The sequence below is a fragment of the Streptomyces sp. NPDC014656 genome (assembly GCF_043084305.1).
Classification (GTDB): Bacteria; Actinomycetota; Actinomycetes; order Streptomycetales; family Streptomycetaceae; genus Streptomyces.
Genome location: NZ_JBIBZN010000002.1, coordinates 390,074 through 416,843, shown reverse-complemented (window position 1 = coordinate 416,843; position 26,770 = coordinate 390,074). Strand labels below are relative to the sequence as shown.

General features: G+C 74.0%; 31 protein-coding genes and 1 pseudogene. 18 read left to right on the top strand and 14 right to left on the bottom strand.

Going from position 1 to position 26,770, the window contains the following annotated elements; translation table 11 throughout:
- The first annotated feature begins 22 nt into the window (after positions 1 to 22).
- A complete protein-coding gene (locus tag ACF1ED_RS05725) occupies positions 23 to 1,117 on the top strand; it encodes a bifunctional succinyldiaminopimelate transaminase/glutamate-prephenate aminotransferase (RefSeq protein ID WP_391757112.1) in 1,095 nt (364 codons plus the stop codon).
- A 67-nt stretch (positions 1,118 to 1,184) separates the two neighbouring features.
- On the opposite strand, the gene ACF1ED_RS05720 is transcribed toward ACF1ED_RS05725, so the two are convergent.
- Positions 1,185 to 1,634, bottom strand: coding sequence for an ATP-binding protein (locus ACF1ED_RS05720; RefSeq protein WP_391757111.1), 450 nt, complete (start codon positions 1,632 to 1,634; stop codon positions 1,185 to 1,187).
- A 347-nt stretch (positions 1,635 to 1,981) separates the two neighbouring features.
- Positions 1,982 to 2,920 (bottom strand): hypothetical protein, encoded by a 939-nt coding sequence (locus tag ACF1ED_RS05715; RefSeq protein WP_391757110.1) that lies wholly within the window; start codon positions 2,918 to 2,920, stop codon positions 1,982 to 1,984.
- A 29-nt stretch (positions 2,921 to 2,949) separates the two neighbouring features.
- On the opposite strand from ACF1ED_RS05715, the gene dapE reads away from it, so the two are divergent.
- On the top strand, positions 2,950 to 4,065 hold the full coding sequence (gene dapE, locus ACF1ED_RS05710) for a succinyl-diaminopimelate desuccinylase (RefSeq protein ID WP_391757109.1): 1,116 nt from the start codon (positions 2,950 to 2,952) through the stop codon (positions 4,063 to 4,065).
- A 75-nt stretch (positions 4,066 to 4,140) separates the two neighbouring features.
- Positions 4,141 to 4,890 carry a TIGR00730 family Rossman fold protein gene (locus ACF1ED_RS05705; RefSeq protein ID WP_391757108.1) on the top strand — a complete coding sequence of 250 codons (750 nt, stop codon included), beginning with the start codon at positions 4,141 to 4,143 and terminating at the stop codon, positions 4,888 to 4,890.
- Positions 4,891 to 4,916: 26 nt separating this feature from the next.
- Here the strand turns inward: ACF1ED_RS05705 and folP are convergent, their stop codons facing one another.
- The gene (gene folP, locus ACF1ED_RS05700; protein WP_391757107.1) at positions 4,917 to 5,777 is read right to left on the bottom strand and encodes a dihydropteroate synthase; all 861 of its coding nucleotides are present in this window, start codon (positions 5,775 to 5,777) and stop codon (positions 4,917 to 4,919) included.
- 121 nt (positions 5,778 to 5,898) lie between these two features.
- Here folP and ACF1ED_RS05695 point away from each other — a divergent pair, with 121 nt between their 5' ends.
- Complete coding sequence (locus tag ACF1ED_RS05695) at positions 5,899 to 6,228, top strand: DivIVA domain-containing protein (RefSeq protein ID WP_391757106.1); 330 nt, start codon at positions 5,899 to 5,901, stop codon at positions 6,226 to 6,228.
- On the top strand, positions 6,225 to 6,809 hold the full coding sequence (locus ACF1ED_RS05690) for a DNA-3-methyladenine glycosylase I (protein ID WP_391757105.1): 585 nt from the start codon (positions 6,225 to 6,227) through the stop codon (positions 6,807 to 6,809). Before ACF1ED_RS05695 ends, ACF1ED_RS05690 begins: the two co-directional genes overlap by 4 nt.
- Positions 6,810 to 6,834: 25 nt before the next feature.
- Here ACF1ED_RS05690 and ACF1ED_RS05685 read toward each other — a convergent pair whose 3' ends face one another.
- Positions 6,835 to 7,638 (bottom strand): enoyl-CoA hydratase/isomerase family protein, encoded by an 804-nt coding sequence (locus ACF1ED_RS05685; protein WP_391757104.1) that lies wholly within the window; start codon positions 7,636 to 7,638, stop codon positions 6,835 to 6,837.
- 311 nt (positions 7,639 to 7,949) lie between these two features.
- Between ACF1ED_RS05685 and ACF1ED_RS05680 the strand changes: the two genes are divergently transcribed.
- Positions 7,950 to 8,117 carry a DUF3117 domain-containing protein gene (locus ACF1ED_RS05680; protein WP_009997451.1) on the top strand — a complete coding sequence of 56 codons (168 nt, stop codon included), beginning with the start codon at positions 7,950 to 7,952 and terminating at the stop codon, positions 8,115 to 8,117.
- Positions 8,118 to 8,211: 94 nt separating this feature from the next.
- Here the strand turns inward: ACF1ED_RS05680 and ACF1ED_RS05675 are convergent, their stop codons facing one another.
- The gene (locus ACF1ED_RS05675; protein WP_391757103.1) at positions 8,212 to 8,877 is read right to left on the bottom strand and encodes an O-methyltransferase; all 666 of its coding nucleotides are present in this window, start codon (positions 8,875 to 8,877) and stop codon (positions 8,212 to 8,214) included.
- A 142-nt stretch (positions 8,878 to 9,019) separates the two neighbouring features.
- Here ACF1ED_RS05675 and sigE point away from each other — a divergent pair, with 142 nt between their 5' ends.
- From sigE to ACF1ED_RS05650, 5 genes are all read left to right on the top strand, one after another.
- Positions 9,020 to 9,778, top strand: a complete 759-nt coding sequence (gene sigE, locus ACF1ED_RS05670; protein WP_351111585.1) for an RNA polymerase sigma factor SigE — start codon at positions 9,020 to 9,022, stop codon at positions 9,776 to 9,778.
- Positions 9,775 to 10,638, top strand: coding sequence for an anti-sigma factor family protein (locus tag ACF1ED_RS05665; RefSeq protein ID WP_391757102.1), 864 nt, complete (start codon positions 9,775 to 9,777; stop codon positions 10,636 to 10,638). Before sigE ends, ACF1ED_RS05665 begins: the two co-directional genes overlap by 4 nt.
- Positions 10,639 to 10,714: 76 nt before the next feature.
- Positions 10,715 to 12,385, top strand: coding sequence for a S1C family serine protease (locus tag ACF1ED_RS05660; RefSeq protein WP_391757101.1), 1,671 nt, complete (start codon positions 10,715 to 10,717; stop codon positions 12,383 to 12,385).
- Positions 12,386 to 12,496: 111 nt separating this feature from the next.
- Positions 12,497 to 12,952, top strand: coding sequence for a sec-independent translocase (locus tag ACF1ED_RS05655; RefSeq protein ID WP_391757100.1), 456 nt, complete (start codon positions 12,497 to 12,499; stop codon positions 12,950 to 12,952).
- 62 nt (positions 12,953 to 13,014) lie between these two features.
- A complete protein-coding gene (locus ACF1ED_RS05650; protein ID WP_391757099.1) occupies positions 13,015 to 13,617 on the top strand; it encodes a hypothetical protein in 603 nt (200 codons plus the stop codon).
- A gap of 62 nt (positions 13,618 to 13,679) precedes the next feature.
- On the opposite strand, the gene ACF1ED_RS05645 is transcribed toward ACF1ED_RS05650, so the two are convergent.
- From ACF1ED_RS05645 to ACF1ED_RS05635, 3 genes are read right to left on the bottom strand one after another with little or no spacing between them, the layout of a single operon-like run.
- Positions 13,680 to 14,813 carry an Mrp/NBP35 family ATP-binding protein gene (locus ACF1ED_RS05645; RefSeq protein WP_391757098.1) on the bottom strand — a complete coding sequence of 378 codons (1,134 nt, stop codon included), beginning with the start codon at positions 14,811 to 14,813 and terminating at the stop codon, positions 13,680 to 13,682.
- Positions 14,814 to 14,857: 44 nt separating this feature from the next.
- Complete coding sequence (locus tag ACF1ED_RS05640) at positions 14,858 to 15,421, bottom strand: DUF1003 domain-containing protein (RefSeq protein WP_391757097.1); 564 nt, start codon at positions 15,419 to 15,421, stop codon at positions 14,858 to 14,860.
- Positions 15,414 to 16,682 (bottom strand): magnesium transporter MgtE N-terminal domain-containing protein, encoded by a 1,269-nt coding sequence (locus ACF1ED_RS05635; protein ID WP_391757096.1) that lies wholly within the window; start codon positions 16,680 to 16,682, stop codon positions 15,414 to 15,416. Before ACF1ED_RS05635 ends, ACF1ED_RS05640 begins: the two co-directional genes overlap by 8 nt.
- A gap of 326 nt (positions 16,683 to 17,008) precedes the next feature.
- On the opposite strand from ACF1ED_RS05635, the gene ACF1ED_RS05630 reads away from it, so the two are divergent.
- A complete protein-coding gene (locus ACF1ED_RS05630) occupies positions 17,009 to 17,794 on the top strand; it encodes a hypothetical protein (protein ID WP_391757521.1) in 786 nt (261 codons plus the stop codon).
- Positions 17,795 to 17,800: 6 nt separating this feature from the next.
- On the opposite strand, the gene ACF1ED_RS05625 is transcribed toward ACF1ED_RS05630, so the two are convergent.
- Positions 17,801 to 18,169, bottom strand: a complete 369-nt coding sequence (locus tag ACF1ED_RS05625; protein WP_391757095.1) for a winged helix-turn-helix transcriptional regulator — start codon at positions 18,167 to 18,169, stop codon at positions 17,801 to 17,803.
- A gap of 61 nt (positions 18,170 to 18,230) precedes the next feature.
- Here ACF1ED_RS05625 and ACF1ED_RS05620 point away from each other — a divergent pair, with 61 nt between their 5' ends.
- Positions 18,231 to 18,680 carry a YybH family protein gene (locus ACF1ED_RS05620; protein WP_391757094.1) on the top strand — a complete coding sequence of 150 codons (450 nt, stop codon included), beginning with the start codon at positions 18,231 to 18,233 and terminating at the stop codon, positions 18,678 to 18,680.
- A gap of 15 nt (positions 18,681 to 18,695) precedes the next feature.
- On the opposite strand, the gene ACF1ED_RS05615 is transcribed toward ACF1ED_RS05620, so the two are convergent.
- Together ACF1ED_RS05615 and ACF1ED_RS05610 are read right to left on the bottom strand one after the other, a co-directional pair.
- A complete protein-coding gene (locus tag ACF1ED_RS05615) occupies positions 18,696 to 19,199 on the bottom strand; it encodes a hypothetical protein (RefSeq protein ID WP_391757093.1) in 504 nt (167 codons plus the stop codon).
- A 24-nt stretch (positions 19,200 to 19,223) separates the two neighbouring features.
- Positions 19,224 to 20,351, bottom strand: a complete 1,128-nt coding sequence (locus ACF1ED_RS05610; RefSeq protein ID WP_351111607.1) for a magnesium and cobalt transport protein CorA — start codon at positions 20,349 to 20,351, stop codon at positions 19,224 to 19,226.
- 426 nt (positions 20,352 to 20,777) lie between these two features.
- Between ACF1ED_RS05610 and ACF1ED_RS05605 the strand changes: the two genes are divergently transcribed.
- The 4 genes from ACF1ED_RS05605 to ACF1ED_RS05590 all read left to right on the top strand — a co-directional run bounded on the left by ACF1ED_RS05605 (position 20,778) and on the right by ACF1ED_RS05590 (position 23,930).
- Positions 20,778 to 21,368, top strand: a complete 591-nt coding sequence (locus tag ACF1ED_RS05605) for a suppressor of fused domain protein (protein WP_391757092.1) — start codon at positions 20,778 to 20,780, stop codon at positions 21,366 to 21,368.
- A 131-nt stretch (positions 21,369 to 21,499) separates the two neighbouring features.
- Positions 21,500 to 22,138: a DUF6758 family protein gene (locus tag ACF1ED_RS05600; RefSeq protein ID WP_391757091.1), complete on the top strand. Its 639-nt coding sequence runs from the start codon at positions 21,500 to 21,502 to the stop codon at positions 22,136 to 22,138.
- 124 nt (positions 22,139 to 22,262) lie between these two features.
- The gene (locus tag ACF1ED_RS05595) at positions 22,263 to 23,126 is read left to right on the top strand and encodes a PHP domain-containing protein (RefSeq protein ID WP_391757090.1); all 864 of its coding nucleotides are present in this window, start codon (positions 22,263 to 22,265) and stop codon (positions 23,124 to 23,126) included.
- Between the two features lie 198 nt (positions 23,127 to 23,324).
- Complete coding sequence (locus ACF1ED_RS05590) at positions 23,325 to 23,930, top strand: MarC family protein (protein ID WP_391757089.1); 606 nt, start codon at positions 23,325 to 23,327, stop codon at positions 23,928 to 23,930.
- An 89-nt stretch (positions 23,931 to 24,019) separates the two neighbouring features.
- Here the strand turns inward: ACF1ED_RS05590 and ACF1ED_RS05585 are convergent, their stop codons facing one another.
- On the bottom strand, positions 24,020 to 24,172 hold the full coding sequence (locus ACF1ED_RS05585) for a hypothetical protein (RefSeq protein WP_107063377.1): 153 nt from the start codon (positions 24,170 to 24,172) through the stop codon (positions 24,020 to 24,022).
- Positions 24,173 to 24,356: 184 nt separating this feature from the next.
- Here ACF1ED_RS05585 and ACF1ED_RS05580 point away from each other — a divergent pair, with 184 nt between their 5' ends.
- Positions 24,357 to 25,283 carry an NYN domain-containing protein gene (locus ACF1ED_RS05580; RefSeq protein WP_391757519.1) on the top strand — a complete coding sequence of 309 codons (927 nt, stop codon included), beginning with the start codon at positions 24,357 to 24,359 and terminating at the stop codon, positions 25,281 to 25,283.
- Here ACF1ED_RS05580 and ACF1ED_RS05575 read toward each other — a convergent pair.
- Together ACF1ED_RS05575 and ACF1ED_RS05570 are read right to left on the bottom strand one after the other, a co-directional pair.
- Positions 25,267 to 26,169, bottom strand: a complete 903-nt coding sequence (locus ACF1ED_RS05575; RefSeq protein ID WP_391757088.1) for an alpha/beta fold hydrolase — start codon at positions 26,167 to 26,169, stop codon at positions 25,267 to 25,269. The two genes, ACF1ED_RS05580 and ACF1ED_RS05575, sit on opposite strands and share 17 nt — an antisense overlap.
- Before the next feature lie 109 nt (positions 26,170 to 26,278).
- Positions 26,279 to 26,770, bottom strand: a pseudogene (locus tag ACF1ED_RS05570) (DEAD/DEAH box helicase); the annotation flags it as partial.

The window sequence follows — 26,770 nt, the reverse complement described above, 5'->3', positions numbered from 1 at the left end:
GTACGAGGAAGTGAGCCAACCCGTGAGCGGAGTCTCTTCGCGCCTGCCCGTCTTCCCCTGGGACAAGCTGGAGCCGTACAAGAAGACGGCCCTGACGCACCCGGACGGGATCGTGGACCTGTCGGTCGGCACGCCGGTCGACCCGGTCCCCGCGCTGATCCAGGAGGCCCTGGTGGCCGCGGCGGACTCGCCGGGCTATCCGACGGTCTGGGGCACGCCGGCGCTGCGCGACGCGCTCACCGGCTGGTGCGAGCGGCGCCTCGGCGCGGTCGGCTTCGCCCACGGGAACGTGCTGCCGGTCGTCGGCTCCAAGGAGCTCGTCGCCTGGCTGCCGACCCAGCTGGGGCTCGGCGCCGGCGACAAGGTGGCCTACCCGCGGCTCGCCTACCCGACGTACGAGGTCGGCGCGCGGCTCTGCGGCGCGGAGCCCGTCGTCTACGACGACCCGACGGAGCTCGACCCGGCCGGCCTGAAGCTGCTCTGGCTCAACTCCCCGTCGAACCCGACCGGCAAGGTCCTCCCCAAGGAGGAGCTCGTCCGGATCGTCGCCTGGGCGCGCGAGCACGGCGTCCTCGTCCTCTCCGACGAGTGCTACCTCGAACTGGGCTGGGAGGCCGACCCGGTGTCGGTCCTGCACCCGGACGTCTGCGGCGGCTCGTACGAGGGGATCGTCGCCGTCCACTCGCTCTCCAAGCGGTCCAACCTGGCCGGCTACCGGGCGGCGTTCATCGCCGGTGACGCGGCGGTCCTCGGCGAACTGCTCCAGATCCGCAAGCACGGCGGCATGATGACGGCCGCGCCGGTCCAGGCGGCGACCGTGGCCGCGCTCGGCGACGACGCGCACGTCGCGGAGCAGCGGGAGCGGTACGCGGCCCGGCGCGAGGTCCTGAAGGCGGCCCTGGAGGCCCACGGCTTCCGCATCGAGCACTCCGAGGCGAGCCTCTACCTGTGGGCGACCCGCGACGAGCCCTGCTGGGACACGGTGGCGTACCTCGCGGAGAAGGGCGTCCTGGTGGCCCCCGGCGACTTCTACGGCGAGGCGGGCGCCCGCTTCGTGCGGGTCGCGTTCACGGCGACGGACGAGCGCGTCGCGGCGGCGGTCAAGCGCCTCGCCTGACGGCGCCGGACACGCGGAAGGGCCCGGTCGCTCACGCGCCCGGGCCCTTCCGCGTACCGCCGCCGGCTCAGCCGATGGGCAGGCCGCCGAGCATCTGGCCGGCCGGGGCGCCGCCCAGCGCGCCGCCGGCCGGGGTGGAGCCGGCGCTCTCGGCGGCGGCACCGGCCGTCTGGCCCAGCGCCTGGCCGGCGCCGCCCGCGGTCTCGCCCGCGATCTTCTGCGCCGCCGGGGTGGCGGTCTTGCCGGCCGCGCCCACGGCCTTGCCGGCCGCCGGGACGGCCGTGCCGACGGCCTCGCCGCCGGTCGCGCCGGCCACACCGGTCGTGGTGCGGGCGGCACCGTCGACGGCCGAGCCCGCGTCCGCCGCGTCGAGCGCGGTCAGGCCGCCGAGGGCGCCGGCCGGGGCGAGGCTGTGGTCCAGGGCGCTCGCGGATCCGGCCGCACCGACCACGGGGGCTGCGCCGGCCGCGACGATCAGGGCGGCGCGGGCGATCCGGCGGGTCAGGGGGAGGGACATGGTGCTCCTTCGACGGTTGCGTTGCGGGGTGCGTTGCGTTTGCGGGCTGCACAACCGAGGTGGGGGCGGGGGAGGTTGCGGGCGGCGGAGGTAAAGGCTGGGTAATGCGTCGTATTGTCGGGTGGGGAGGAAAGCGGACGAACGACGCCGGTCGCCGTCACCTGCCGAACCGTCACTCCTCTTGCCCCCCAAGCCCCCCGCGCCCCCCACGCGCCCCACCCCGCGCCCCCGTCCCGTCCTCCGGGATCCCCCCGCTCCGAGCGACCCCCTCGCACGCCAGTCCACCCCCCGGCGCGGCTCGCGGCGGAGGGTGGACCGGTGTGCCGGAGGGCGCGGGGCCCGCGGGGTCAGCGGGTGAGGCGGAGGCGGACCGTGGACGGTTCGGGGGCCGCGTTCCCGGCGGAGGGGGCGGCTTCCCCGGCGGAGGGGGCGGCTTCCCACCCGCCTCCCGAGTCGTCCGCCCGCCACACCTTCCCCCCGTACGCCACCTCGGCGACCCGCAGCGTCGCCGCCCGCGCCACCGCCCACTGCGCCAGCTCCCACCCGCGCCGCTCCGGGCCCCGGACGGGCACCACCAGGTCGACGGGTTCCGCGGCGGAGCGCCCCGCGCCGGCGCCGCCGGAGACGGAGGTGGGCGCCGCCGAGTCGCCGAAGGCCCGCACCAGCTCCGTGCGGACGAAGGCGGGGTCGCCGGGGCTGCCCTCCTTCACGTCCGCCGTGCAGGTCAGCGCGGCCGGCGCCCGGCCGGTCAGCGCCGCGGACAGCAGCGTCGCGTCCGGCTCGTGCTTGGCGTAGGCCTGCGGGAAGCCGCTCTTCTGGACCTTCTGCGCCGCCACCGTCAGCGGCATCCGCGAGTAGCCCGGGACCTTCTCCAGCCCTTCGTAGAACTTCCCGGCCGAGTACACCGGGTCCATGATCTGCTCCGGCGTGCCCCAGCCCATGGACGGCCGCTGCTGGAAGAGGCCGAGCGAGTCCCGGTCGCCGTGCTCGATGTTGCGCAGGGCCGACTCCTGGAGCGCGGTCGCCAGCGCGATCGTCACGGCCCGCTCCGGCAGCCCCCGCGAGGTGCCCACCGCCGCGATCGTCGCCGCGTTCGACGCCTGCTCGGGGGTGAACTCGTACCGGTTGTCCCCACTGCCCACGGCGCACCGGGGCGCGCCCTTGCTGCCGGTCATCTGATGGACGGCGACGTAGGACGCGAGGCCGCACAGGACGGCGAGGGCGGCGGCCGAACGGGCGAGCCGACCGCGGCGGGCGGGGCGGGGGGAGGCGGACACGGGGCCCACCGTACTGGAGGCCGGGTTAGGGTCGGCATATGGCTGACATCACCCCGCAGGAGACTGCTCAGGAGACCCCGCTCGACCTCACCCGGGACGGGGCCGGGCTCACCGCCGACCTCGTCGACTTCGCGTCCGTCAGCGGGACCGAGAAGCCCCTCGCCGACGCCATCGAGCGGGCCCTGCGCGCCCTGCCGCACCTCGTCGTCGACCGCTACGGCAACAACGTCGTCGCCCGGACGGACCTCGGCCGCGCCGAGCGGGTCGTCCTGGCCGGCCACATCGACACCGTGCCGATCGCCGACAACGTGCCGTCCCGGCTCGACGAGCAGGGGATCCTGTGGGGCTGCGGCACCTCCGACATGAAGTCCGGTGTCGCCGTCCAGCTGCGGATCGCCGCCACCGTCCCCGAGCCCAACCGCGACCTCACGTTCGTCTTCTACGACAACGAGGAGGTCGCCGCCGACCTCAACGGCCTCGGGAAGATCGCCGCCGCCCACCCCGAGTGGCTGGAGGGCGACTTCGCGGTCCTCCTGGAGCCCTCCGACGGCCAGGTCGAGGGCGGCTGCCAGGGCACGCTCCGCGTCATCCTGCACACGGCCGGCGAGCGCGCCCACTCCGCCCGCTCCTGGATGGGCTCCAACGCCATCCACACCGCCGCGCCGATCCTCGCCCGCCTCGCCGCGTACGAGCCGCGCAAGCCGGTCATCGACGGCCTGGAGTACCACGAGGGGCTCAACGCGGTCGCCGTCCAGGGCGGCGTCGCCACCAACGTCATCCCGGACGCCTGCTCGGTCACGGTCAACTACCGCTACGCCCCCGACCGCTCCCCGGCCGAGGCGCTGGCGCACGTCCGCGAGGTCTTCGCCGACTGCGACATCGCGGAGTTCGTCGTCGACGACGAGAGCCCCGGCGCGCTGCCCGGCCTCTCGCACCCGGCCGCCGAGGCGTTCATGAAGGCCGTCGGGGGCACCGCGATGCCCAAGTTCGGCTGGACCGACGTCTCCCGCTTCAGCGCGCTCGGCGTGCCCGCGGTCAACTACGGCCCCGGCGATCCGATCTACGCCCACAAGCGGGACGAGCACGTGCACGTCGACCGGATCCACCACTGCGAGGCACGGCTCCGCGACTGGCTGACCGCCCGTCTCCCGTAATTTCGCGTTTCGTCACCTCTCTGGTCCTACGCTGGCCCGACAGCAAAGATCGTGGATCGGCGGAGGGAGCAGGCCATGGGCATTCCCGAGGGAGTGGCGAAGCCGGAGGAGCAGCGGCTCGGACCGGTGCTGAGGCGGAGGGACCAGGTCCAGCCGGGCACCACGGACCAGCGGCTGCTCGACACCGAGGGCGACTCGGAGTGGGTGCACACCGACCCCTGGCGGGTCATGCGGATCCAGTCCGAGTTCGTGGAGGGCTTCGGCGCGCTCGCCGAACTGCCGAGCGCGATCAGCGTCTTCGGCTCGGCCCGCACGAAGCCGGACTCGCCGGAGTACGAGGCGGGCGTGCGGATCGGCCGGGCGCTGGTCGAGGCGGGCTTCGCGGTGATCACGGGCGGCGGCCCGGGCGCCATGGAGGCGGCCAACAAGGGCGCCCGGGAGGCGAAGGGCGTCTCGGTCGGCCTCGGCATCGAGCTCCCCTTCGAGCAGGGGCTCAACCAGCACGTCGACATCGGCGTGAACTTCCGGTACTTCTTCGTCCGCAAGACGATGTTCGTGAAGTACGCGCAGGGCTTCGTCGTCCTGCCCGGCGGCCTCGGCACCCTCGACGAGCTCTTCGAGGCGCTGACCCTGGTGCAGACCCGCAAGGTGACCCGCTTCCCGATCGTGCTGTTCGGCAGCGCGTACTGGAAGGGGCTCGTCGACTGGCTGAAGGACACGGTCGTCGCCGGCGGCAAGGCCTCCGAGCGCGACCTGCTCCTCTTCCACGTCACGGACGACGTGGACGAGGCGGTCGCGCTCGTCACCAAGGAGGTCAACCGCTAGGCGTCCCGCCCGGCGGGACCGGGGCCTCAGGCCAGGCCCCGCCGGGTGGCCGCCGGCTCGCGGTGGCCCGCGATCGTCGCCACCATGTCGAGGACCTGCTTCGTCTCGGCGACCTCGTGGACGCGGTACACCCGGGCGCCGAGCCAGGCCGAGACGGCGGTGGTGGCGAGGGTCCCGAGGACCCGCTCCTTCACCGGGCGGTCCAGCGTCTCGCCGACGAAGTCCTTGTTGGACAGGGACACCAGGACCGGCCACCCCGTCTCCGCCATCTCGCCGAGGCGGCGCGTCGCCTCCAGGCTGTGCCGGGTGTTCTTCCCGAAGTCGTGGCCCGGGTCGATCATGATCCCGTCCCGCCGCACGCCCAGCGAGACCGCCCGCTCGGCGAGGCCCACGGTGACCCGCAGGATGTCGGCCATCACGTCCTCGTACTCCACCCGGTGCGGGCGGGTCCGCGGCTCGGCGCCGCCCGCGTGGGTGCAGACGAGGCCCGCGCCGTACTTCGCGGCGACCTCGGCGAGCCGGGGGTCGACCCCGCCCCACGCGTCGTTCAGCAGGTCCGCGCCGGCCTCGCAGACCGCCTCGCCGACGTCCGCCCGCCAGGTGTCCACGCTGATCACCACGTCGGGGTGGCGGCGGCGGACCTCCGCGACGAAGCCGACCGTGCGGCGGGCCTCCTCCTCGGCGGTGACCTCCTCGCCGGGACCGGCCTTGACCCCGCCGATGTCGATGATCGCGGCGCCCTCGGCCACCGCCCGCTCGACCCGGGCGAGCGCCGGCTCGTCGCGGAAGGTCGCGCCCTGGTCGTAGAAGGAGTCGGGGGTCCGGTTCACGATCGCCATGATCACCGGCTCGTGCGGCCCGAATTCCCGCCGTCCCAAGCGCAGCATCCCTTATGTCCTCCCTCGCGACCGGTCGACGGCGTCCTGCGCAGTCGTCTGTGACCCTAACCGCCGGTGGCGCATGGCACGATCGGCACGGGACGTTTTCCACTCCGGGAGAGGCGCGCTGGTGTTCTGGTTTCTGCTCATCACGATGGTCGTGGTCGTCGCGGCCGTGACCCTCGCCGTGGTCGGCGGCGGCGACAGCGAGGTGCTGCCCGAAGCGGCCCCCGAGCAGCTGGTGGACCCGCTGCCGCTGAGCCGGCCGGTCGACCGCGCCGACGTCGAGGCGCTGCGGCTCCCGGTCGCCGCCCGCGGCTACCGGATGGAGGACGTCGACGACGTCCTGGACCGGCTCGCCGCGGAGCTCGCCGAGCGCGACGCCCGGATCGCGGAGCTGGAGGCCGCCCTCGCGGGCGCGCCGGCCGGCGGCGCGGCGGCGGAGGACGAGGAGCGATGACCGGCGGGGCGATCCCCGGCCCCGACGGGCTGCCGCGCTGCCCCTGGGGCCTCTCCACCGAGGACTACACGGCCTACCACGACGAGGAGTGGGGCCGCCCGGTCCACGGCGACGACGCCCTCTTCGAACGGCTCTGCCTGGAAGCCTTCCAGTCGGGCCTGTCCTGGATCACGATCCTGCGCCGCAGGGAGGGCTTCCGGCGCGCCTTCTCGGGGTTCCGCATCGAGTCCGTCGCCGCCTTCGGGGACGCCGACCGCGAGCGGCTCCTCGCCGACGAGGGCATCATCCGCAACCGCGCCAAGGTCGACGCGACGCTCGCCAACGCGAAGCTGCTCGCTGACTGGGCCCCCGGCGACCTCGACGCCCTGATCTGGTCGTACGCCCCCGATCCGGAGACCCGCCCGGCCCCCCGCGTCCTCGCGGACGTCCCGGCGGTCACCGACGAGTCCACGGCCCTGTCGAAGGCCCTCAAGAAGAAGGGCGTCCGCTTCGTCGGCCCGACGACGGCCTACGCCCTGATGCAGGCCTGCGGCCTCGTCGACGACCACCTGGCGGACTGCGCGTCCCGGGGCGGGCGCTGACACCCGCTCCGGGAGGCGCTCCGGGTCAGCGGCCCAGGTACTTCGGCTTCTCCTTGGCCAGGAAGGCGCGGACCGCGATGGTGTGGTCCTCGGAGGCGCCGGCCAGGGTCTGGAGCTCGTCCTCCTTGTCGAGGGCCTCGTCCAGGGAGTGGTCGGCGCCGTAGGCGACGGAGGCCTTGAGGGCCGCGTAGGCGACGGTGGGGCCCTCGGCGAGCTTCCGGGCCAGCTTCAGCGCCTCGGCGGGGAGCTCGGCGGCCGGGACCAGACGGTTCGCGATGCCCAGGTCGTACGCCTCCTGGGCGGTGAGGGTGCGGGGGAAGAGCAGCAGGTCGGAGGCGCGGCTCTGGCCGATGAGGCGGGGGAGCGTCCAGGACATGCCGGAGTCGGCGGTGAGCGCGACGCCCGCGAAGGAGGTGTTGAAGGAGGCGGTGTCGGCGACGATCCGGTAGTCCGCGGCGAGCGCGAAGCCGAAGCCGGCGCCGGCGGCGACGCCGTTGACCGCGGCGATCACGGGCTTCCTCATGCCGGTGAGCGCCCGGACGATCGGGTTGTAGTGGTCCCGGACCGTGTTCATGGTGGCCCGCGTGCCGCTCTCCTGGTCCTGGAGCAGGAGACCGACGTGCTCCTTCAGGTCCTGCCCGACGCAGAACGCCCGGTCGCCCGCCGACGTCAGCAGCACCGCGCGGACCGCGGGGTCGGCGGCCGCCGCCTCGGCCGCGTCCCGCAGCGCCGCCTTCGCGGCGACGTTCAGCGCGTTCATGGCCTCGGGCCGGTTGAGCGTGATGGTGGCGAGTCCGTCGCTCACTTCGTACAGGACCGTGTCGGCCATCGGGACCCCTTCGTCTCGTGGATGGGCTGATCCGCCCAGCATGACGGAGATCACCCGTACCGCCCATGTGAGCTGCGTCAAAGAATCGGGGCCCGCGAGGCGACCCGCGGCGGCGAAGTATCGCAGGCCCGACGCCGAAATGTGTGCTTTTGCGGGAGCGCGTTGCCCAAGCGATGCGGATCGATGTTGGTCATCGGGTGCTGCGATGCGGGATAATGACCTGGAAGCAATGTGTTCGAAGCCGGTGACGCTGCTCCGTGGCACGGAGCTGCCCGGTTGGAGATGAGCTGGTTTCAGGAAGGGGAACGAGCATGGCGGCCATGAAGCCGCGGACGGGTGACGGCCCGCTCGAGGTGACCAAGGAGGGGCGGGGCATCGTCATGCGCGTTCCGCTCGAAGGCGGCGGTCGGCTCGTGGTCGAGCTGACCCCGGACGAGGCCGAGGCGCTCGGTGACGCCCTGAAGAAGGTCGTCGGCTGACCCTCCCCGTTCTCCTGCACCGCTGCCCCGGTACGGCCCCGCCGTCCGGGGCAGCGGCATGCCGGGGCCGGCCCGCGCCGGGGCCCCGGGCGGCTCAGCCGCGCCGCACCGCGCAGAGCAGGCCGTCGCCCACCGGCAGCAGCGTCGGGAGCAGCTGGGGGCTCTCCCGGACCGTGCGCAGCAGCTCGCGGACCCGCTGCACCTCGCCCGGCTGGGCGCCGGAGTCCACCGTGCGGCCGTCCGCGAAGACGCCCTCGAAGCACACCAGACCCCCAGGCCGGAGCAGGCGCAACGATTCAGCGAGATAGTCCGGGTACTCCCCGCGGTCGCCGTCGCAGAACACGAGGTCGTACCCGCCGTCCGCCAGCCGCGGCAGCACGTCGAGCGCCCGGCCGGGGATGAACCGCGCCCGGTTGCCGGCGAAGCCCGCCTCCCGGAACGCCGTCTTCGCGAACTGCTGGTGCTCCGGCTGCACGTCCACCGTCGTCAGGGTGCCGTCGGGACGCATCCCCAGCAGCAGGTAGATGCCCGACACGCCCGTGCCCGTACCGATCTCGGCCACCGCCTTGGCGTCCGCCGACGCGGCCAGCAGACGCAGCGCCGCACCGGTGCCCGGCGACACCGAGGGCAGTCCTGCCTCACGGGCCCGGGCGCGGGCCAGGCGCAGAGCGTCGTCCTCGGCGACAAAGGCGTCGGCGAACGCCCAGTCCGTCTGCCGGTTGGCGGTAATGGCCCTCTCCTGTCCCCTTAGTTGGCGCAACGGTGACTGTATCCGCTGTCAGCGGGAACCCGCAGATGGGACCGGGCGTTCACCAGGGGAGAGAAGCGCGTGGGGACCGGCGGACGACGCCGATTCAAATGCGCGTAAAGATTCTTATCCGGAGCTAACGGGCGAGGTGGCTATGGTAGGGGCTCCACTGGACACCACCAGAGCCGATAGGGGAGGTGCGGCTGCGCCTGTGGATCGGAGAGGGGCGCTGCGGCGTCTTCTCAGGTCGGCGGGTGAGCCGAAATCCGTGACCGACACCGCTGACAAGCTCCACACCACCGACACCGCACCCACCACCGCGACCTTCGCATCGGATGCGGAATCGCAGGCGTGGACTCCGCCCACCTGGGAGGAGATCGTCAGCACGCACAGCGGTCGCGTCTACCGCCTGGCCTACCGCCTGACGGGCAACCAGCACGACGCCGAGGACCTCACCCAGGAGGTCTTCGTCCGCGTCTTCCGCTCGCTGTCGACGTACACCCCGGGCACCTTCGAGGGCTGGCTGCACCGCATCACCACCAACCTCTTCCTCGACATGGTCCGCCGCAAGCAGCGCATCCGCTTCGACGCGCTCGCCGACGACGCCGCCGAGCGGCTCCCCAGCCGGGAGCCCTCCCCCCAGCAGGTGTTCAACGACACCCACTTCGACGCCGACGTCCAGCAGGCCCTCGACACCCTGGCGCCCGAGTTCCGCGCCGCCGTCGTCCTCTGCGACATCGAGGGGCTGTCGTACGAGGAGATCGCCGCGACCCTCGGCGTGAAGCTCGGCACCGTCCGCAGCCGGATCCACCGCGGCCGCTCCCACCTGCGCAAGGCGCTCAAGCACCGCTCGCCCGAGGCCCGGGCGGAGCGTGCCCTGGCCACCGTCGGATGGGAGGCCGGGACAGCGTGAGCGGCACCCGTCCCCCGTCCCCGAGCCCCGCGGAGCACCACCTCGGGGACCGGCTCGCCGCGCTCGTCGACGGCGAGCTCGGTCACGACGCCCGCGAGCGGGTCCTCGCCCACCTCGCCACCTGTGCCCGCTGCAAGGCCGAGGCGGACGCCCAGCGCGCCCTGAAGAGCGTCTTCGCCTCCAGCGGCGCCCCGCAGCCCTCCGAGGGCTTCCTCGCCCGCCTCCAGGGCCTGCCCGGCGGTCCCGGTGGCCCCGGGCGCTCTCCACTGGAGCAGCTCCTCGAAGCCGGCGGCGTGAAGAGCGACGGCTTCGCCACCGCGACCCCCGCCGTGCCCGACACGGGCACGGGGACCGGCACCGGCTTCCGGGTCCACGCCGTCACCCCCTCGGGGCGCGGCCGGCGCTTCGCCGTCGCCGCCGCCGGCGCGGTCTCCTTCGCGGCCATCGCCCTAGGCGGCGCCCTCCCCGTCGACAGCACCCTCAACACCACCGCCCGCGGCGGTCAGGGCACCGGCAGCGCGGTCACCCCGCTCCGCGCCGGCGCCTCTGCGGGCCCCGGCTCCGCCTCAGGCGCCGCGACCGGCCGTTCGGACCGCTCGGAGCGTTCCGCCGGCGGCGCCCAGGCCCTCGCCGGAGGTCCGCTGGTCCCGGGCGGCACCGTCCCCTCGGGAGCCGTCCCTGCGGACCTCGACCGGGCCGGTCCGAGGGCGGCCGTACGGCTCCGGGCGGTGCAGACGCAGTCGCTCTTCGCCCTCTCGCCGTTCATACGCGCGACGGCCTCCGCCCTCCAGCCGGCCTTCGGCCCGGCACCCAGTCCGGCCCCCAGCCCGCCCGGCGTCCCGCCGGGCTCCCCCCGCTGACCCCCGACCTGGTTGAATCCTCGGTCAGAGCACCCGAACACCGGGCCGCTCACGGGTCAGCGGTTGCGGGGAGAACATGAACGACGGGAAGCCGAACTGGTGGAGCCGGCCCTCGACGCCCCCGGAGGCGGCGCGGATACCCACGCCGCCCCCGGCGGAGGAGGACGACTTCCCCCTCCAGGCCCCGGGCCCGGCCGACTCCGCCGCGCCCGAGCCGGCCCCGGAGGCGCCCGCCGCCCCCCGGGTCGACATGACGAAGGAGCCAGCGCCGGCCGCGCCCGCCCCGGTCGATCCGGTCGCGGCGGCGGAGCCCGTACCCCCCGTCGAAGCGGCCGAGCCGGCCGCCCCGGCCGTACCGCCCGCGGCGCGGCCGCTGCACGAGCCCGACGAGTACCGGACGCCGCCCTACGGCGAGCCCGGGCCGTGGGCCCCCGCGCCGCCCGTGCAGCATCCGGCCGCGCCCGCGCCCGCGCCGGCTTTGCACCCCGCCGCGCCCGCGCCGGCCGTGCCCCCGCAGGGAGCCGTCCCGCCCGCGCAGGCCCCCGTGGCCCCGCACGCCTGGGGCCAGTACGACCCCTGGGGGGCCGGCCCCGGGGCCGTGCCCCCGCCCGCGCGGAAGAAGTCCCGGCGCGGTCTCGCCCTCGTCGGCGCCCTCGCCTTCGCCCTGCTCACCGGCGTCATCGGCGGCGGCGTCGGTGCCTACATCGAGCGCAACGGCAGCATCGACCTCGGCGGCACCGTCGAACTCCCGCAGGCCGAGGCCGGGGCCACCGACCGCGCGCCCGGCAGCGTCGCCGGCATCGCCGCCGCCGCCCTGCCCGGCGTCGTCACCCTCCACGTCAGCGGCGGCGGCTCCGCCGGCACCGGCACCGGCTTCGTCCTCGACAACCGCGGCCACATCCTCACCAACAACCACGTCGTCGACGCCGCCGCCTCCTCCGGCGACATCACCGTCACCTTCTCCAGCGGCGAGACGGCCTCCGCCAAGCTCATCGGCAAGGACACCGGCTACGACCTCGCCGTCGTCCGGGTCACCGGCGTCAGCGGCCTCAAGCCCCTCCCGCTCGGCAACTCCGACGACGTCCGCGTCGGCGACCCGGTCGTCGCCATCGGCGCCCCCTTCGACCTCTCCAACACCGTCACCTCCGGCATCATCAGCGCCAAGGAGCGCCCGATCACCGCCGGCGGCGAGAAGGGCGACGGCAGCGACATCTCCTACGTCGACGCCCTCCAGACCGACGCGCCCATCAACCCGGGCAACTCCGGCGGTCCCCTCCTCGACGGCAAGGGCCGCGTCATCGGCATCAACAGCGCCATCCGCGCCGCCGGCGGCTCCGGGGACGGGGACGGCGGCAGCGGCGGCCAGGCCGGTTCCATCGGCCTCGGCTTCGCCATCCCCGTCAACCAGGGCAAGCGGGTCGCCGAGGAGCTCATCAACACCGGCAAGGCCACCCACCCCGTCATCGGCGTCAGCCTCGACATGCAGTTCAACGGCGACGGAGCCCGCGTCGGCGACAAGGGCAAGGACGGCACCCCGTCCGTCACCCCCGACGGCCCCGCCGCCAAGGCCGGACTGCGTCCCGGTGACGTCATCACCAAGGTCGACGGCCAGCGGGTCCACAACGGCGAGGAGCTGATCGTGAAGATCCGCGCCCACCGCCCCGGCGACGCGCTCGCCCTCACCCTGACCCGTGACGGCAAGGAACTGACCAGGACCGTCACGCTCGGCTCGGCCCAGGGCACCTGAGCACGCCCGGCACCCGAGGTACACGTGGCGGACATCGCAAGGTACCCGTCCGGCAGTCCGGGCGGGTACCGTGGTCCGGGCCGTGCTGGTCCGGCGTGAAGGAGTTATCGGATGTTCAGCGACATAGGCGCACTCGAGCTGGTGACGCTCATCGTCCTCGCCGTGCTCGTTTTCGGGCCGGACAAGCTGCCGAAGGTCGTCCAGGACGTCTCGCGCTTCATCCGGAAGATCCGGGAGTTCTCCGACAGCGCCAAGGAGGACATCCGCAGCGAGCTCGGCCCGGACTTCAAGGACTTCGAGTTCGAGGACCTCAACCCGAAGACCTTCATCCGCAAGCAGCTCGACGGCAACGAGGACCTGAGCGAGCTCAAGGAGCTGCGCTCCACCTTCGACCTCCGCAAGGAGATGAACGAGGTCGCCGACGCGGTCAACGGCCGCGAGAGCGCGCCGGCCGCCGCGCCCGCCGCCACCCCCGCCGCGGTCAACGGCTCCGCCCCCGACCTGCTGAAGAAGCAGGACAAGCCCGCCGCGCCCGAGCACCCGCCGTACGACTCCGACGCCACCTGACACGGCCGGTCACCGACCGGTCGCTATCCTCCTTGAGTTGACGGAACGAGGAGGCGGCCGAGATGAAGACGACGAGTCGGGTGGAAGCCGAGGGGTTTCTGCGCGCGCCCTTCGCCTGGTACGGGCTCGACGAGGCGTTCACCGGGCCCCGCCGGCTGATGCAGATCGGCACGGCGGCGGACGGCACCGTCCAGCACGGCTCGGTGGGCCACGGTGACGAGCCGTCGATAAAGTCCGAGGTCGCCGGCACGGAGAAGGAGCGCTTCGCCGTCGTCGTGACGGTCGCCGCGAACCCCGTGCGGCGCACCGGCGACGGCACCGGCGTCCTCGACGCCACCACCGTCTCCTCCGCCGCCTGGCTGGCCGGCTCCGGGCTCCTCGCCCACACCTGGCCCGCCTCGCTCGACCACGGGCTGCGGGACCACTGGCTGGACCAGCAGACCGAGACGGCCTTCGAGCTGGCGGACGACCTCGACGGGCCCGCGTGGACCGCGCTGTCGCTGCCGGTCGACGGGGTGCCGGTGCCGTTCCACTACCGCGAGTCCGAGTTCGGATGGGTGCTCGCCGGCTCCACCGGGGACGTGCACCTCGGGGCGTACGGGCGGGGCATGAGCGCGTACGGACTGGGCTTCGCGCAGATCAAGGACCTCGCGCCGTACGCCTGAGGCCCCACCCGTACGGCGAAGGGCGCCCCGGAGCGGGGCGCCCTTCGCCGTACGGTTACCGCTCAGAACTTGTTGCGCGGGGTGATGCCCAGGCTCAGGCCCGAGAGGCCGCGCTGGCGGCCGCCGAGCTTGCCCGCGATGGCGCGCAGGGCCGCGCCGGCGGGGGAGTCGGGGGCTTCGAGGACGACCGGCTTGCCGCTGTCGCCGCCCTCGCGCAGGCGCACGTCGATCGGGATGGAGCCGAGCACCGGGACCGTGGTGCCGGTCGTGCGGGACAGGCCGTCCGCGACCAGCTGGCCGCCGCCCGTGCCGAAGACGTCCACCATCTCGTCGCAGTGCGGGCACGGCAGGCCCGACATGTTCTCGACCACGCCGACGATCTTCTGGTGGGTCTGCACCGCGATCGAGCCGGCCCGCTCGGCGACCTCGGCCGCCGCCTGCTGGGGCGTCGTCACGACGAGGATCTCCGCGTTCGGCACCAGCTGCGCGACGGAGATCGCGATGTCGCCGGTGCCCGGGGGCAGGTCGAGCAGCAGCACGTCCAGGTCGCCCCAGTACACGTCCGCCAGGAACTGCTGGAGGGCGCGGTGCAGCATCGGGCCGCGCCACACCACCGGTGCGTTGCCCGGGGTGAACATGCCGATCGAGATGACCTTCACGCCGTTCGCCGACGGCGGCATGATCATGTTCTCGACCTGGGTCGGACGCCCGTCCGCGCCCAGCATGCGGGGCACGCTGTGGCCGTAGATGTCCGCGTCGACGACACCGACCTTCAGGCCGTCGGCGGCCATCGCGGCGGCCAGGTTCACGGTCACGGAGGACTTGCCGACGCCGCCCTTGCCGGAGGCGACCGCGTACACCCGGGTCAGCGAGCCCGGCTTCGCGAAGGGCACCTCGCGCTCGGCGGTGGTGCCGCGCAGCGCCGTCGCCAGCTCCTTGCGCTGCTCGTCGCTCATCACGTCCAGCGTCACGTCGACACCGGTGACGCCCTCGACGCGCGAGACGGCCTCGGTGACGCGTTGCGTGATGGTGTCGCGCATCGGGCAGCCGGAGACCGTCAGGTAGACCGTCACCGCGACCTTGCCGTCCGGTCCGATCTCCACCGACTTGACCATGCCGAGTTCCGTGATCGGACGATTGATCTCGGGGTCGTTCACCGTCGCCAGTGCCTCAAGCACCGCGTCTTCCGTAGCCATAGGTCTGATGGTACGGCGACGACCACGTGGCTATGAAAGGGCCGTCAACGGTCGGGTACGTCACTGTGCCGCTCGCCGTCCGGCGGGAATAGATCGCGTTCCCGTCCGCGCTCCTCCAGTTCCTTCACCAGGTCCTGGAGTTCGGAGCGGATCCAGTCGCGGGTGGCGACCTCGCCGAGGCCCATCCGGAGCGCCGCGATCTCCCTGGTCAGGTACTCCGTGTCGGCGATCGACCGCTCGTTCTGCTTGCGGTCCTGCTCCAGGTTCACCCGGTCCCGGTCGTCCTGCCGGTTCTGCGCCAGCAGGATCAGCGGGGCCGCGTACGAGGCCTGCAGGGACAGCGCCAGCGTCAGGAAGATGAAGGGGTACTCGTCGAACTTCAGCGACGGCGGGGCGAAGACGTTCCACCCGATCCAGACGACCACCGTCAGGGTCATCCAGACCAGGAAGCGCCCCGTCCCCAGGAAGCGGGCGATCCGCTCCGAGAGCCGCCCGAAGGCCTCGGGGTCGTACTCCGGCAGCAGCCGGTACCGCCGCTCGCTCGGCAGGTCGAGCCGGATCCGGGACACCGGCCGCTCGCGCTCCCGGTCCTGCGGCCGCTCAGCCACCGCGCACCCCCTCCTCGTGGAACTCCGTCTCCCGCCAGTCCTCCGGCAGCAGGTGGTCGAGCACGTCGTCGACGGTGACCGCGCCGAGCAGCGAGCCGCTCTCGTCCACCACCGGTGCCGCCACCAGGTTGTACGCGGCGAAGTAGCTGGTCACGGCGGGCAGCGCGGTGTCCGGTCCGAGCGGCGGCAGGTCGCTGTCGACCAGCGAGCTGACCAGCGTGAACGGCGGGTCGCGCAGCAGCCGCTGGAAGTGGACCGTGCCCAGGTACTTCCCGGTCGGCGTCTCGTCCGGCGGCCGGCACACGTACACCTGCGCGGCGAGCGCCGGCGACAGGTCCTGCTGGCGGACCCGGGCCAGCGCGTCGGCCACCGTGGCGTCCGGGCGCAGCACGATCGGCTCGGTGGTCATCAGACCGCCCGCCGTCCGCTCCTCGTACGACATCAGCCGGCGCACGTCGGCCGCGTCGTCCGGCCGCATCAGGGTGAGCAACCGTTCCTTCTCGTCGTCCGGCAGCTCGTTGAGGAGGTCGGCGGCGTCGTCCGGGTCCATCGCCTCCAGGACGTCGGCGGCCCGCTCCTCCTTCAGCTTGCCCAGGATCTCCACCTGGTCGTCCTCCGGCAGCTCCTCCAGGACGTCGGCGAGCCGGTCGTCGTCGAGGGCGGCGGCGACCTCGGCGCGCCGCTTGGGGGAGAGGTGGTGCAGCGCGTTGGCGAGGTCGGCGGGGCGGAGCTTCTCGAAGGTGGCGACCAGGCTCTCGGCGCCCTGCCCGTGCTCCTCCAGGGAGAAGCCGGTGACCGCCGACCACTCCACCGTCATCGTCTCCCCCTTGCGGCGCAGCGCCCCGCTCTTGCCGCGCCGGACGAAGACCCGGTCGATCTCCCAGTCGCGGCGGGCCGGCAGCTGCTGGATGGCGATGTCGAGGACGGTCACCTCCTCGCCGGTCTGGGCCAGCGTCACCCGCCGGTCGAGGAGCTCGCCGAGGACGAGCCGCTCGGTCGGCCGCTGCTCGAAGCGGCGCATGTTGACCACACCGGTGGTGATGACCTGCCCGGACTCGACGCCGGTGATCCGGGTCATCGGGACGAAGACCCGCCGCCGGCTCAGCACCTCCACGACCATGCCGAGCAGCCGGGGCGGGCGGCGGCCGACGCGCAGCATCGCCACCAGGTCGCTCACCCGGCCCACCTGGTCGCCCACGGGGTCGAAGACCGCCGTCCCGGCGAGGTGGGAGACGAAGATCCGGGGGGCGCCTGCCGCCATGCCTCGCGCCTCCTCGGTGCCGCACGATCCGGGTCGCCGCGCCGCCCCCGGGGGGCTTCGCGGCCGGTGCGGGCCCCTGCCGGGCTCCGCACGGTTCAGGCTAGCCCGAGGTGTTCCTCCCCGCTCCGGCAGCACCGCCGTCCGGCTGCCGCGAGGACGCCGGGCCCGCCCGGGTACGCTGCGGTCTGCCGCCCCCCACCGGCACCGGCCGGTCCGTCCGGCCGACTCCGGCGGCCCCCGCCGACTGTCCGCGACCGGGGCCGTTCCCCCCCCGCACCGCAGAACGAGAGGCAGCGCAGGTGACCGTCCGCACCCCGTCATCGCGTATCCCGTCCGTGCCGCCGGCACGCGCCCGCACGACCGCCGCAGGCCGCTTCCGCCGGGCGGCCGTGCCGCTGGCCCTGTGCGCGGGGCTGACGGTGGGCCTGACGGCCTGCGCGTCCGAGCCCGATCCCGACGCGGGGACGAACGGGGTCGGGAAGCTGTCGGCTCCGGAGATCGAGGAGAAGGCCCGCACGGCGGCGGACGCGGCCCGGGCGGTCCGGCTCGCGGGCACCCTGGTCAGCAAGGGCGGGACCTTCAAGCTCGACATGCGGCTCAAGCAGAACGGCGCCACCGGCTCGGTGCGCACGAAGAACAGCACCTTCGAGCTGCTGCGGGTCGGCGACGCCCTCTACCTCAAGGCCGACGCCGGCTTCTGGTCGCACGAGGAGGAGGGCGACGACAAGCCCACCGAGGCCGACACGGAGGCCGCCGACAAGCTGGACGACATGTACGTGAAGGTGCCCGCAGACGACCCCTCGTACAAGCAGTTGCGCGGCTTCACCGAGATGGACCAGCTGCTGCGCGGCCTGATCGGGCTGCACGGCGACGTCGTCAAGGGCGACCGGGACCAGGTCGGCGGCGTCCGCACGGTCAAGGTGAAGGGCGGCGCGGGGGGCGAGGGCGGCACCCTCGACGTGGCCCTGGAGGGCTCCCCGTACCCGCTCCAGTTCGCCCGCGGCGGCGGAGCGGGACTCGTCCTGCTCTCCGAGTGGGACAAGGACTTCCCGCTGGCCGCGCCGGACCGCGAGGAGACCCTCGACTACGGCCGTCAGCTGCCCCGGACCTGAACCGGCTCAGCCTTCGGCCGCGCCCCAGTCCCACAGGGCCTGGAGCACCGGGCCGAGCTCCCGTCCGCGCGGCGTGAGCCCGTACCGCACGGTCGGCGGCCAGCCGGGGCGCCGCTCGCGGACCACCACCCCCGCCTCGGCGAGCTGTGCCAGCCGCTCCGACAGCACCTTGTCGGAGAGCCTCGGCAGCGCCTCCCGCAGCTCGCTGTAGCCCCGCTCGCCGCCCAGCAGCTCGCGGACGACCAGGGTGGTCCAGCGGCCGCGGAGGGCCGCGAGGGCGATCTCCACCGGGCAGTCCGGGGCGGGCGCGTCGACGCGGGCCCGGGGGTCGCCGTCGGGGAGCCCCGGCGGGTGGCCAACCGTTCGGTGAGTCACGAGGCCGTCTCCTAGCGTGTCGGGAGTCCGATTCTCCCGGTACGGAAGGACGTCCGTCCCCATGTCCGCAACCCCGCCCGACCCGTCCACGCCGCTTGACCCGGCCACCCGGCTCGGGCCGGCCACCCGGCCCGAGGACGTGCCCGCCGTCTTCGCGGCCCGTTTCAACAGCGGCGACCCGGCGGCCCTCGCCGGGATCTACGAGGAGGGCGCGGTCCTGGCCGCGGGCCCGGGCGGCGCCCCGCTCACCGGGCCCGCGCTGCACGCCGCCAACGCGCGCCTCCAGGCACTCGGCGTCCCGATCGCGGTCCGCCCCCGCCGGGTGTACGCCACCGGCGACCTGGCGCTGCTCCTCGTCGACTGGCTGATCGAGGGCACGGGTCCCGACGGCCGGCCGGTGCGCGTCGAGGGCACCGCCACCGACGTGGCCCGCCGCGGCCCCGACGGCCACTGGCGCTACGCCGTCGACAACCCCTTCGGCACGGCCCCGGAGGGGCTGCCCGCGGGCTAGGGGCCTGGTCTGGCCCTAGGACCGCTTCTTCCTCCGGCGGAGCAGCAGCTTCGGCAGGGCGGCCGGGACCGGGTGGCGGGTGGTCGCAGCGGAGGGGAGGGGGACGGCGGCGAGGGAGCCGTCCGGGAGGTCGGTGGTGGCGGCGCGCGGGTCGAGGCGCAGGACGCGGCACTCGCGCGCCCAGCGCTCGGGCATGGCCTCGCCGTCGGGCGCGTTGAGCCGCTTGCCCTTGAGCTCGGCGACGGCCGCGTCCCACTCCTCGGTGCCGGGCGCGAGCTGGCGGACGGCGGCCGTCCAGGACACGATCCGGCCGCCCTTGTCCTTGCTGCGGACGGTGACCTCGGCGGTGGCGCCGTCGGCGAGGCCGGGCAGCGGCTGCTCGCCGGGGCCGTCGCCGACCACGTGGGCGGCGCCGTCGTGCCACACGTGCCAGAGCGCCCGGGCGGGCCCGGTGCCCCGGACCCACACGAGGCCGGACTTCTTCGTGGCCTCCTCGACGAGGAACAGCTCTTCAGTCATGGCGCGAAGCCTAGCGGGAGGCGCCTACAGCCAGCCGTTCCGCTTCAGGGTGCGGTGGATGGCGAAACAGATGACGGCGATGCCGCCGAGCACCATCGGGTAGCCGTACTTCCAGTGCAGCTCCGGCATGTGGTCGAAGTTCATGCCGTACACGCCGCAGACCGCCGTGGGGACGGCGACGATCGCCGCCCACGAGGTGATCTTGCGCATGTCCTCGTTCTGCGCGACGGTCGCCTGCGCCAGGTTGGCCTGGAGGATCGAGTTCAGCAGCTCGTCGAAGCCGACGACCTGCTCCTGGACGCGGGCGAGGTGGTCGGCGACGTCCCGGAAGTACTTCTGGATGTCCGGGTCGACCAGCCGCATGGGCCGCTCGCTGAGCAGCTGCATCGGGCGCAGCAGCGGGGTGACGGCCCGCTTGAACTCCAGCACCTCGCGCTTGAGCTGGTAGATCCGGCCGGTGTCCGTGCCGCGCGTGGAGCCCTTCGCGGCCGGCGAGAAGACGTCGATCTCCAGCTGGTCGATGTCGAGTTCGACGGCGTCGGCCACCGCGATGTAGCCGTCGACGACGTGGTCGGCGAGGGCGTGCAGGACGGCGGAGGGTCCCTTGGCGAGGAGTTCGGGCTCGCCCTGGAGGCGGTGCCGGAGGTTGCGCAGGGAGCCCTGGCCGCCGTGCCGGACGGTGATGACGAAGTCGGGCCCGGTGAAGCACATCAGCTCGCCGGTCTCCACCACCTCGCTGGTGGCGGTGAGTTCGGCGTGCTCGACGTAGTGGATCGTCTTGAAGACGGTGAAGAGGGTGTCGTCGTACCGCTCCAGCTTGGGCCGCTGGTGGGCGTGGACGGCGTCCTCGACGGCGAGCGGGTGCAGCCCGAACTCGGCTGCGATACCGGCGAATTCGGCCTCGGTCGGCTCGTGCAGCCCGATCCACGCGAAGCCGCCGGACTCCCGCACCTGGGACATGGCGCCGCGCGGGGTGAGGCAGGCGCGGTCGTCGACCCGGCTGCCGTCGCGGTAGACCGCGCAGTCGACGATGGCGCTGGAGGCCGAGTGGTCGCGCGTCGGGTCGTAGTTCGTGTACGTGGTCGGGGTCTTGCGCAGGCTCGGACGCAGGCTGGGCCGAACGGCGGCGCGCAGGTCACGGATCATCGACATGGGCGTGCTCCTTCACGGACAGGCCGTCGGCGAGCGTGGCGCAACCCGGAATGAGGACGGGAAGGGACGTCGTCCACAAAGCGGGCGGCACCGTCGGTTCGCACGTGACGGCGTTCGCAACTCAGACAGGCAAAGAGGGGGGATGCTCTTCCGTCGTACGCGATGCCGGGGAAGGGGGGCCGCGGTTCAGGGCCCCGGTGTCACCGGAGGGGGGAACGCACCGGGCGCGGGTGCGGTGCGGCGGAAGAGCGGCTGGTACTGCCCGATCGACTTCGGTCCATCGCAGTCCCACCTCCTCCGGCCGGTCCCTCGTGAGGGATGACGTGTGGCGCACGGTCGGGAAACCCGACCAGTGGCCAACACTATCAGCCGGCCGAGGGTCAATCCCTTACTTTGCCCGTTCCATACGCGATCTATGCTCGCGGCATGGGAGAAGTTCTTGCACTGGTCGAGGCCCGGCTCCGTACGGCCCTGGGCGACCCCGACGCGCGGGCCGCGGTGACCTTCCTCGGCACCGACCGCATCGAGGTGCTCCGCTTCGTCGACGCGGAGGCCGGCCTCGTGCGCTACGCCACGCTCGGCATGTCCGCCGCCCCGATGGCGGACCCGACGGCCGCGCTCGCCGACCCGGTGAAGGGCCCGCGCGCCGAGCTGGTCCTGACCGTGCGCCTCGGGCGCGCCGACACCGACAAGGTGCTGCGCCCGCTCGCGGTGCTCGCCGCGACCCCGCAGGTGGAGGGCGTGGTCGTGGCCCCCGGCGCCTCGCTGGACCTGGGCGGACCGTTGTGGCCGGGGGCCGGCTTCAGCTCGGTGCTCGTCGCCGGGTCGGGCGGCCTGGTGGAGGACCTGGAGCTGGACGAGCCGATGGACCCCGTCCGCTTCCTCCCCCTGCTGCCGATGACCCCGAACGAGGCCGCCTGGAAGCGCGTGCACGGCGCCCAGGCCCTGGAGGAGCGCTGGCTCGCGAAGGGCACGGACCTGCGCGATCCGCTGCGGGCGTCGGTGGCCCTGGACTGAGGCGCCGCGGCGGTCGGGCGGAGCGCCCCCGCGCCGCGGGCGGCGGCCGGGGTGGACGCTTCCGGCCGGACGGGTGAGTCGGCGGCGGGCGTTCTTGACGGGAGGCCCGCGCGGTAGGACCGTTGAGCCCTATGAGGGGCGAACCCAGTTGTCCGAAGTGCGGTGGGCGGGTCAGGGCGCCCGGCCTCTTCGCCGACTCCTGGCAGTGCGACGTACACGGACCCGTGCATCCGCTCCAGCCGGTGGTCCCGCCCAGTGTCGAAGCCCTCGGCGTCGTCGTGCACCGCTCGCGGGTGCCCGTCTGGATGCCCTGGCCGCTTCCCGTCGGCTGGCTCTTCACCGGCGTCGCCTACGCGGGTGACGACCGCAGCGGCGGGCGGGCGACCGCCGTCGCCTGCTCCGGTCCCGGCCCGCTCGGCGGCATCGGCGAGCTGCTGCTCGTCGCCGAGGAGCTGGGCGTCGGCCTCGGCGCCCGGTACGCCGGCATCGACGGCCCCGACCCCGGCTCCGGCATGGCCATCGACAAGCCGCCGCAGGCCAAGGTCCTCGCCGCCGGCCGGCCCACCCCGCTCTGGCACGTCACCGGCACCCCCCACGACCGGGCCGTCTTCGCCGGCGAGGCCCGCGGGCTCTGGCTCTGGGCGATCGTCTGGCCGGAGCAGTCCGGGCTGCTGATGTACGACGAACTCGTCCTCACCGATCTGCGCGACGCGGGCGCGGAGGTCGAGCTGCTGCCCTGCGGGGCGCTCACCCCGCGCCTGATCGGCTGACGGCCCGTCGGGCCCCCCGGCTGTGTAATGGGCGCCCGGTGTGCCGGATCCGTACATCTGGACATGCGGGGCCCGCTATGCTGGAGCGTCACCCGCCCGTGCCGAGCCCCTGGAGAACCGCGTCGTGCGCATCGACCTGCACAGCCACTCCACGGCTTCCGACGGCACCGACACCCCCGCCGAGCTGGTGCGGAACGCCGCCGCGGCCGGGCTCGACGTCGTGGCGCTCACCGACCACGACACCACCCGCGGACACGCCGAGGCGATCGCCGCCGCGCCCGAGGGCCTGACCGTCGTCCCCGGCGCCGAGCTCTCCTGCCGTCTCGACGGCATCGGCCTGCACATGCTCGCCTACCTCTTCGACCCCGAGGAGCCGGCCCTGCTCGCCGAGCGCGAGCTGGTCCGCGACGACCGGGTGCCGCGCGCCCGGGCCATGGTGGACAAGCTCCGGCTGCTCGGCGTCCCCGTCACCTGGGAGCAGGTCGCCCGGATCGCCGGCGACGGCTCCGTGGGCCGCCCGCACGTCGCGGAGGCGCTGGTCGAGCTGGGCGTGGTGCCCGACGTCTCCGGCGCCTTCACCACCGAGTGGATCGCCGACGGCGGCCGCGCCCACGTGGAGAAGCACGAGCTGGACCCGGCGGACGCGATCCGGCTGGTCAAGGCCGCCGGCGGCGTCACCGTCCTCGCCCACCCGGCCGCCGTCAAGCGCGGCCAGGTCGTGCCCGAGTCCGCCGTCGCCGCCCTCGCGGAGGCCGGGCTCGACGGCATCGAGGTCGACCACATGGACCACGACGGGCCCACCCGCGCGCGGCTGCGCGGGCTCGCGAAGGAGCTGGGACTGCTGGTCACCGGCTCCAGCGACTACCACGGCAGCCGCAAGACCTGCCGGCTCGGGGAGTACACCACCGACCCCGAGATCTACGGCGAGATCACCCGCCGCGCGACCGGCGCCTTCCCCGTCCCCGGCGCCGGCGGAGTCCGCGCCTAGGTCCCCGGGGGCCCCGGCCGCCCTCCCCGCCGTCGTGTGACGGCGGGGCGCCGTGCTGCCCCGCCCCCGTCCCGTACCGCCCCGAGCCCCGCGCGTCCGTCGTGCGGCGGCGGGGCACTCCTGCCCCGATGCCGGAATCCAAGATTCCGGTCCGGGCCCCACCCCACCGTTCGACCCTCACCCGCAAGGCACCCCACCGTGTTCGACCTCGCCGTCTTCGGCTCGCTCTTCCTCACCCTCTTCGTGATCATGGATCCGCCCGGCATCACGCCGATCTTCCTGGCGCTGACCTCAGGCCGCCCGGCCAAGGTCCAGCGCCGGATGGCCTGGCAGGCCGTCGCCGTCGCCTTCGGCGTCATCACCGTCTTCGGCCTGCTCGGCCAGCAGATCCTGGACTACCTGCACGTCTCCGTGCCCGCCCTGATGATCGCGGGCGGCCTGCTGCTGCTGCTCATCGCGCTCGACCTGCTCACCGGCAAGAACGACGAGCCGAAGCAGACCAAGGACGTCAACGTCGCCCTCGTCCCGCTCGGCATGCCGCTGCTCGCCGGGCCCGGCGCCATCGTCTCCGTCATCCTCGCCGTCCAGCACGCCGACAGCGTCTCCGCGCAGATCTCCGTCTGGACCGCCATCGCCGCCATGCACGTCGTGCTCTGGCTGGCCATGCGCTACTCGCTCGGCATCATCCGCGTCATCAAGGACGGCGGCGTCGTCCTCGTCACCCGGCTCGCCGGCATGATGCTCTCCGCGATCGCCGTGCAGCAGATCATCAACGGCGTCACCCAGGTCGTCCGGGGCGCCTGACCCGGCCCCGGACACCACTGCGCCCCCGTGCGGATTCCGCCGAAGCGGAGTCCGCGCGGGGGCGCGGTGCGTGGTGTGGACCCGGGCCGTTACGAGGCCGAGGTCTCTGCGGGTCGGATCCAGATGCGCTGGCCGACGGCGGCGGCCTGCTGCACGATCCGGTTGACGGAGGCGGCGTCCACGACGGTCGAGTCGACGGGCGTGCCGTCGACGTCGTCAAGGCGCAGGATTTCGAAGCGCATGGCTTCTCCCTTCGTCCGAGTTGATCCTCCATACGGAGAACTTGTGTACGTATGTGTCCAACGGTGGAGCCGCCCAGAACATTCCTTACGCTAAGGAAAATTTTTGGATGGCTAAATACTCGCGGGTAAGGGATGTGGCGGCCCGCCCTTCCGCGGCGGACAATGAGGGCCGATGAACGACGCCATGAACCCCGCGCCACCACCCGCCGACGACACCCTCCGCGCCCTCGGAACGCTGGAAGCCCGCCTGGAGCGCACCAATGAGCTCCTGAGACGGATGCTGGCCGAGGTGGCCAAGACCCCGTCCACCCACGCCATCTTCGTCGACGCCGGTTACGTCCATGCTTCGGCCGGGTTGCTGGTGACCGGCACCGAGGACCGGCGCTCCTACGACCTCGACGCCGAGGGCCTCATCGAGGCGTTCATCGACACCGCCCGGACGATCTTCGCCGACAGCCGGTTGCTGCGCGTCTACTGGTACGACGGCGCCCGCCGCCGCATCCACACCCCCGAACAGCAGTCCATCGCCGAGCTCCCGGACGTCAAGGTCCGCCTCGGCAACCTCAACGCCAACAACCAGCAGAAGGGCGTCGACTCCCTCATCCGCACCGACCTGGAGTCCCTCGCCCGCCACCGCGCCATCAGCGACGCCGCCCTCGTCGGCGGCGACGAGGACCTGGTCTCCGCCGTCGAGGCCGCCCAGGGCTACGGCGCCCGCGTCCACCTCTGGGGCATCGAGGCCGCCGACGGCCCCAACCAGGCCGAGGCGCTGCTCTGGGAGGTCGACAGCCAGCGCACCTTCGACCTCGACTTCTGCCGGCCGTACGTCACCCGCCGCCCGGTCACGATGTACGAGAACGAGACGGAGCCGCCGCCCTCGCGCGAGGAGGTCCGCTTCGTCGGCGCCCAGATCGCCGCCACCTGGCTCGGCGAACGCGGCCGCGACCGGCTCGCCGAACTCCTGCCCGGCGATCCGTACCTCCCCGCCGCCTACGACCAGGACCTCCTCGTCGAGGCCGAGTCCCGGCTCAGCCGCTCGCTGCGCGGCCACGGCGGCCTCCGGCGCGCCCTGCGCGACGGCTTCTGGCAGCACCTCAGGGCGCAGTACTGACCTTCGCCGGCCGGGGGGCCGGCGCGTCCGCGCGCTGCCAGAAGGCGGCCAGGCGCTCGGCCAGTTCGCGCGGGTGCGAGACGTTGGGGGAGTGGCCCGCGCCCTCCACCACCGTGTGGTGCGCGCCGGTACGGGCGGCGGCCGCCGCCAGCTCGGCCGGCGCCCAGACCATCTCCTCGGAGCCGTACGCCAGGTGCACGGGCAGCGTCAGGCCGGCCAGCTCGGCCTCGCCGTCCGGGTCGCGCAGCAGCAGCCGGCCCGCGCCGGAGAGCTGGGCGACCTTGGTCAGCATCCAGCGGCGCTGGAGGAAGCCCACCAGCTCGGCCGAGTCGACCGTCTCGTCCGGCTGCTCGCCGCGGCTGTCGAGCCAGCGGGTGGTCCGCCACACCCGGTCCTTCGCCAGCAGCGCGTGTCCGGCGCGCAGGGCACGGATCCGGACCCGCTGGGGCCGGGCGACCCGGCCGGGGCCGGAGGAGAGCAGGGTCAGCGAGCGGAAGGCGCGCGGGGCGAGCACGGCGGCGGAGCGGGCGACGAGCCCGCCGAAGGAGTGCCCGAGCAGGTGCACCGGCCCGTCGCGCAGCGCCACCGCCTGCGCGACCACGTCGAGCGCGAGCGCCCGCCGGCGGTAGGCGGCGCGGCCCCGGGGGCCGTGCGACTCGTTCTGCCCGCGCCCGTCGACGGCGACGACGCGGTAGCCGGCCTCGCTCAGCGGCCCGAGCAGCGCCAGGAAGTCCTCCTTGCTGCCGGTGTACCCGGGCAGCATCAGCACCGTGCCCCGCCGCTCGCCCGCGGCCTCGGCGTCGAGCACGGCGAAGCCCCCGCGCACGGTCTCCAGGCGGTGGGCCCGGGTGCGCGGGGGGAGGTCCAGGGAGCGGGGCTTGCTCATGCAAGGACTGTAACCGGAGGCGGAGCTCCGGTCTCCGGGGACGACGACGGCGGCCCGGCCCCTGGGGAGGGGCCGGGCCGCCGTCGTGCCCGGTGGTCCGGGCGGGACGTCACGCCTCCGGCTGGGCGGGGGCGGTCTTCCTCGGGGCCCGCTTGCGCGGAGCCTTGGGCGCCTCCTCGGCCGGGGCCTCGGCGGCGGCCTTCTTCACCGTGCGCCGACGGGTCGTCGCCGCGGTCTGCGGCTCCGACGCGTCCGGCGCCACGGCGGGGGCCGTCTTCTTGGCGGCGGCGCGCTTGCGGGGAGCCTTGGGGGCCTCCTCGGCGGCCGGAGCCTCGATGGCGGGCGCCTCGGTGGCCGGGGCGGCCTTCTTGGCGGTGGTCCGCTTGCGGGGGGCCTTGGGGGCTTCCTCGGCGGCCGGGGCCTCGGTGGCGGCGGGGGCCGTCTTCTTGGCGGCGGCGCGCTTGCGCGGAGCCTTGGGGGCCTCCTCGGCGGCCGGAGCCTCGGCGGCGGGCGCCTCGGTGGCCGGGGCGGCCTTCTTGGCGGTGGTCCGCTTGCGGGGGGCCTTGGGGGCTTCCTCGGCGGCCGGGGCCTCGGTGGCGGC